Annotated in this window: 3 protein-coding genes; all 3 read left to right on the top strand. The window is 76.1% G+C overall.

The features are described from left to right. The coding region (locus AB0E96_RS39075; protein ID WP_359831295.1) for a CobD/CbiB family cobalamin biosynthesis protein at positions 1-695 on the top strand (695 nt) is incomplete at its 5' end. Then, positions 692-2206 carry a cobyric acid synthase gene (locus AB0E96_RS39070; RefSeq protein ID WP_359831293.1) on the top strand — a complete coding sequence of 505 codons (1515 nt, stop codon included), beginning with the start codon at positions 692-694 and terminating at the stop codon, positions 2204-2206. The genes AB0E96_RS39075 and AB0E96_RS39070, both read left to right, overlap by 4 nt. 34 nt (positions 2207-2240) lie before the next feature. Next, positions 2241-4124 (top strand): magnesium chelatase subunit D family protein (locus AB0E96_RS39065; RefSeq protein WP_359831292.1); only part of this gene is annotated, 1884 nt, incomplete at its 3' end.

Below are 4124 nucleotides of genomic sequence, written 5' to 3'. Positions count from 1 at the left end.
CACGAGCCACCAGCAGAGAGGGCCACCATGCAGGCGTCAGCGCCGCCGTCCCCCGACCTCCCCGGACCGGGAACCCCGTCCGCCGTCAGCATCCACGGCTGCCGCACCTGTGCGGACGGGACCCGAGCGCGCTGGACGGGCAGCAGATCGCCCGGGCCGTCGTCGAGTCGGTGGCCGAGAACACCGCCGACGCCGTGGTGAACGCGCTGGCCTGGGGCGCCCTGGCCGGCACCCCCGGGCTGCTGGCCTTCCGCGCCGTGAACACCCTGGACGCCATGGTGGGCCACCGCTCGCCCCGCTACGCCCGGTTCGGCTGGGCCTCGGCCCGGCTGGACGACGTGGCGGGCTGGCCGGGCGCCCGGCTGACGGCGCTGCTGACGGTGGCCGCCGCACCCGAGCCCCGAACGGCCTGGCGGGTCTGGCGGCGCGACGGCTCCGCCCACCCGAGCCCGAACGCGGGCCAGGCCGAGGCCGCGTTCGCCGGTGCGGTGGGCGTGCGGCTGGGCGGGACGCTGCGCTACGGCGAGCGGGTGGAGCACCGGCCCGTACTGGGCGAGGAGCTGCGGCCGGTGACGGTGGACGACATCGAGCGGGCCTGCGCGCTCTCCCGGCGGGTGGGCGCACTCGCGCTGGGTACGACGGTCGCGGGGCACGTCCTGCTGAGGATGCCGCTGAGGAAGAGGGGACGGGCATGACGAACGCGCTGCTGGTCGCGGGGACGACCTCGGACGCGGGCAAGACCGTGGTGACGGCCGGGATCTGCCGTTGGCTCGCCCGCCAGGGCGTGCGGGTCGCGCCGTTCAAGGCACAGAACATGTCGCTCAACTCCTTCGTCACCGCCGACGGCGCCGAGATCGGCCGCGCCCAGGCGATGCAGGCGCAGGCCGCCCGGGTGGAGCCGGAGGCGGCGATGAACCCGGTGCTGCTCAAGCCCGGCGCGGACGGCCGCAGCCAGGTGGTGCTGCTCGGCAGGCCGGTGGCCGAGGTGGGCGCGCTGGACTACCGCGAGCGCAAGCCCCTCCTGCTGGAGCGCGCCCTGGAGTGCCTCGCCGACCTGCGCGGCCGCTACGACGTGGTGGTCTGCGAGGGCGCGGGCTCGCCCGCCGAGATCAACCTGCGCGACCGCGACATCGCCAACATGGGCCTGGCCACGGCCGCCGGCCTGCCGGTGGTGGTGGTCGGGGACATCGACCGCGGCGGGGTCTTCGCGGCGATGTACGGGACGCTGGCACTGCTGTCGGCGGAGGACCAGCGGCACGTGGCGGGCTGGTTCGTCAACAAGTTCCGCGGCGACGCGCGGCTGCTGGCGCCCGGGCTGGAGATGCTGCACGAGCTGACCGGCCGTCCGGTGCTGGGCACGCTGCCGATGCTGCCCGGGCTCTGGCTGGACGCCGAGGACTCGCTGGACCTCTCCACGGTGGTGGACCGGGCGGACGGGCCCGGGCCGCTCGGCGCGGACGTGCTGCGGGTGGCGGTGGTGCGCTTCCCGCGGCTGTCCAACTTCACCGACGTGGACGCGCTCGCGCAGGAGCCGGGCGTGCTGGTCCGCTGGGCGACCAGGCCGGAGGAACTGGCCGACGCCGACCTGGTGGTGCTGCCCGGCACCCGCGCCACCGTCGCCGACCTCGCCTGGCTGCGCGAGCGCGGCCTGGAGCCGGCCCTGCGGGCGCGGGCGGCGGCCGGACTGCCGATCCTCGGGGTCTGCGGCGGCTACCAGATGCTGGCGCACTCGATCGTGGACGAGGTCGAGTCGAAGGCGGGCGCCGTCGAGGGCCTCGCACTGCTGCCGACGCGCGTGCGGTTCGGCGCCGAGAAGGTGCTGGCGCGACCGGTCGGCGAGGCGTACGGGCAGCGGGTCGAGGGCTACGAGATCCACCACGGGGTGGTGGCGGTCGAAGGCGGGGAGGCCTTCCTGGACGGCTGCCGGGTCGGCGCGGTCTGGGGCACCACCTGGCACGGCGCGCTGGAGAACGACGGCTTCCGCCGTGAACTCCTGCGCGAGGTCGCCGAGTCGTCCGGCCGGGCGTTCGTCCCGGCGCCGGACACCTCCTTCGCCGCGGCGCGCGAGGCCCGGCTGGACCGGCTGGGCGACCTGATCGAGGAGCACGCGGACACCGACGCACTGTGGAAGCTGATCGAGGGCGGGGTGCCGGCGGCCGGATCGCTGCCGTTCCTCCCGCCCGGGGCCCCTGGGAGTGACGCATGAGCCTGAGCCGGATACGACAGGAGTGGGGTACGGCATGAGTGACGTCCGCTATCCGTTCACCGCGATCGTCGGCATGGCCGACCTGCGGCTCGGGCTGCTGCTGAACGCGGTCTCCCCGGCCGTGGGCGGCGTGCTGGTGCGCGGCGAGAAGGGCACCGCGAAGTCGACCATGGTGCGCGCGCTGGCCGGCCTGCTGCCGTCCATCGCCACCGTGGACGACTGCCGCTTCGCCTGCGACCCGGCCACGCCCGACCCGCAGTGCCCGGACGGGCCGCACGTCTCCCCGTCCGCCTCCGAACGGCCCTCCCAGCTGGTCGAGTTGCCGGTCGGCGTGGCCGAGGACCGGATCGTCGGCTCGCTCGACCTGGAGCGGGCACTGGCCGAGGGCGTCAAGGCGTACGAGCCCGGGCTGCTCGCCCGGGCGCACCGCGGCGTGCTCTACATCGACGAGGTGAACCTGCTCCAGGACCACGTGGTGGACCTGCTGCTGGACGCCGCCGCGATGGGGCGCTCGTACGTCGAGCGCGAGGGCGTTTCGGTGCGGCACGCCGCCCGGTTCTTGCTGGTCGGCACCATGAACCCGGAGGAGGGCGAGCTGCGGCCGCAGCTGCTCGACCGGTTCGGCCTGACCGTCGAGATCGCCGCCACCCGGGACCCGGCCGAGCGCGCCGAGGTCGTCCGCCGCCGGCTCGCGTACGACGCGGACCCGGCCTCGTTCGCCGCCCGGTTCGCCGCCGAGGAGCGGGCGCTCGCCGAACGGATCACCACCGCACGGGAGTTGCTGCCCAAGGTCGAGCTGACCGATGTGGCGCTGCGTCAGATCACCGCCGTGTGCGCCGCGTTCGAGGTGGACGGGCTGCGCGCGGACATCGTGATGGCCCGCACCGCCGTCGCGCTGGCCGCCTGGGACGGGCGCACCGAGGTGCTGGAGGAGGACGTCCGCAAGGCCGCCCGGCTGGCACTGCCGCACCGGCGCCGCCGCAACCCCTTCGACGCCCCGGGGCTGGACGAGGAGCAGCTGGACCGGACGCTGGAGGAGCACGCGCAGCCGGAGGACCCGGAGCCCGAGGGCGACGGGCCCGGCCCGGACGGCGACGGCGGACCGGAGGACGGAGGACCGGACGGGGGCGGCCCCGACGGCGGTGGCGCGCCCGAGCCCTCCGACGGCGGCCCCGAGGCCTCCGCTCCCGAGACGTCCCCGTCCGAGGGCACCGTCCCCGAGGGCACCTCCCCCGAGGGCGGCGAGGAGCCCGCGCAGCCGCCCGTACCGGCCCAACACCCCTCCCCCTCACGGGAGTCGGCGCCGGTCGCGGCCGGGGACCCGTACCGGACCCGGCTGTTCACGGTGAAGGGCACCGGGCACGGCGCCCAGGGCCGCCGCTCCCCCGCCGAGACCACCGGCGGGCACACCATCCGCGCCCGCCGCCCGCAGGGCGCGCTCGGCCGGCTGCACCTCACCGCGACCCTCCAGGCCGCCGCGCCGCACCAGGCGGCGCGCGGGCGCAGCGGGCGGGCACTGGTGGTGCACAAGGACGACTTCCGCGAACAGGTGCGCCAGGGACGGGAGTCCAACCTGGTGCTGTTCGTGGTGGACGCCTCCGGTTCGATGGCCGCCCGGCAGCGGATGACCGCCGTCAAGGGCGCGGTGCTCTCGCTGCTGATGGACGCCTACCAGCGCCGCGACAAGATCGGCATGATCACCTTCCGGGGCGCGGGCTCCGAGCTGGCACTGCCGCCCACCTCCTCGGTGGAGGTCGGCGCGGCGCGGCTGGAGTCGCTGCCCACCGGCGGGCGCACCCCGCTGGCCGCCGGTCTGCTGCGCGCCCACGAGGTGCTGCGGGTGGAGCGGCTGCGCGACCCGAACCGGCGCCCGCTGCTGGTCGTGGTGACCGACGGCCGGGCCACCGGCGGGCGGGAC

The sequence above is a fragment of the Kitasatospora sp. NPDC036755 genome (genome assembly GCF_040636595.1).
Classification (GTDB): Bacteria; Actinomycetota; Actinomycetes; order Streptomycetales; family Streptomycetaceae; genus Kitasatospora.
This window is presented reverse-complemented; position numbering and strand designations above follow the sequence as displayed.

Bases quoted from the DNA above. Each gene is read 5' to 3' on its own strand.
- AB0E96_RS39070 (WP_359831293.1), top strand. From the start codon at position 692: ATGACGAACGCGCTGCTGGTCGCGGGGACGACCTCGGACGCGGGCAAG.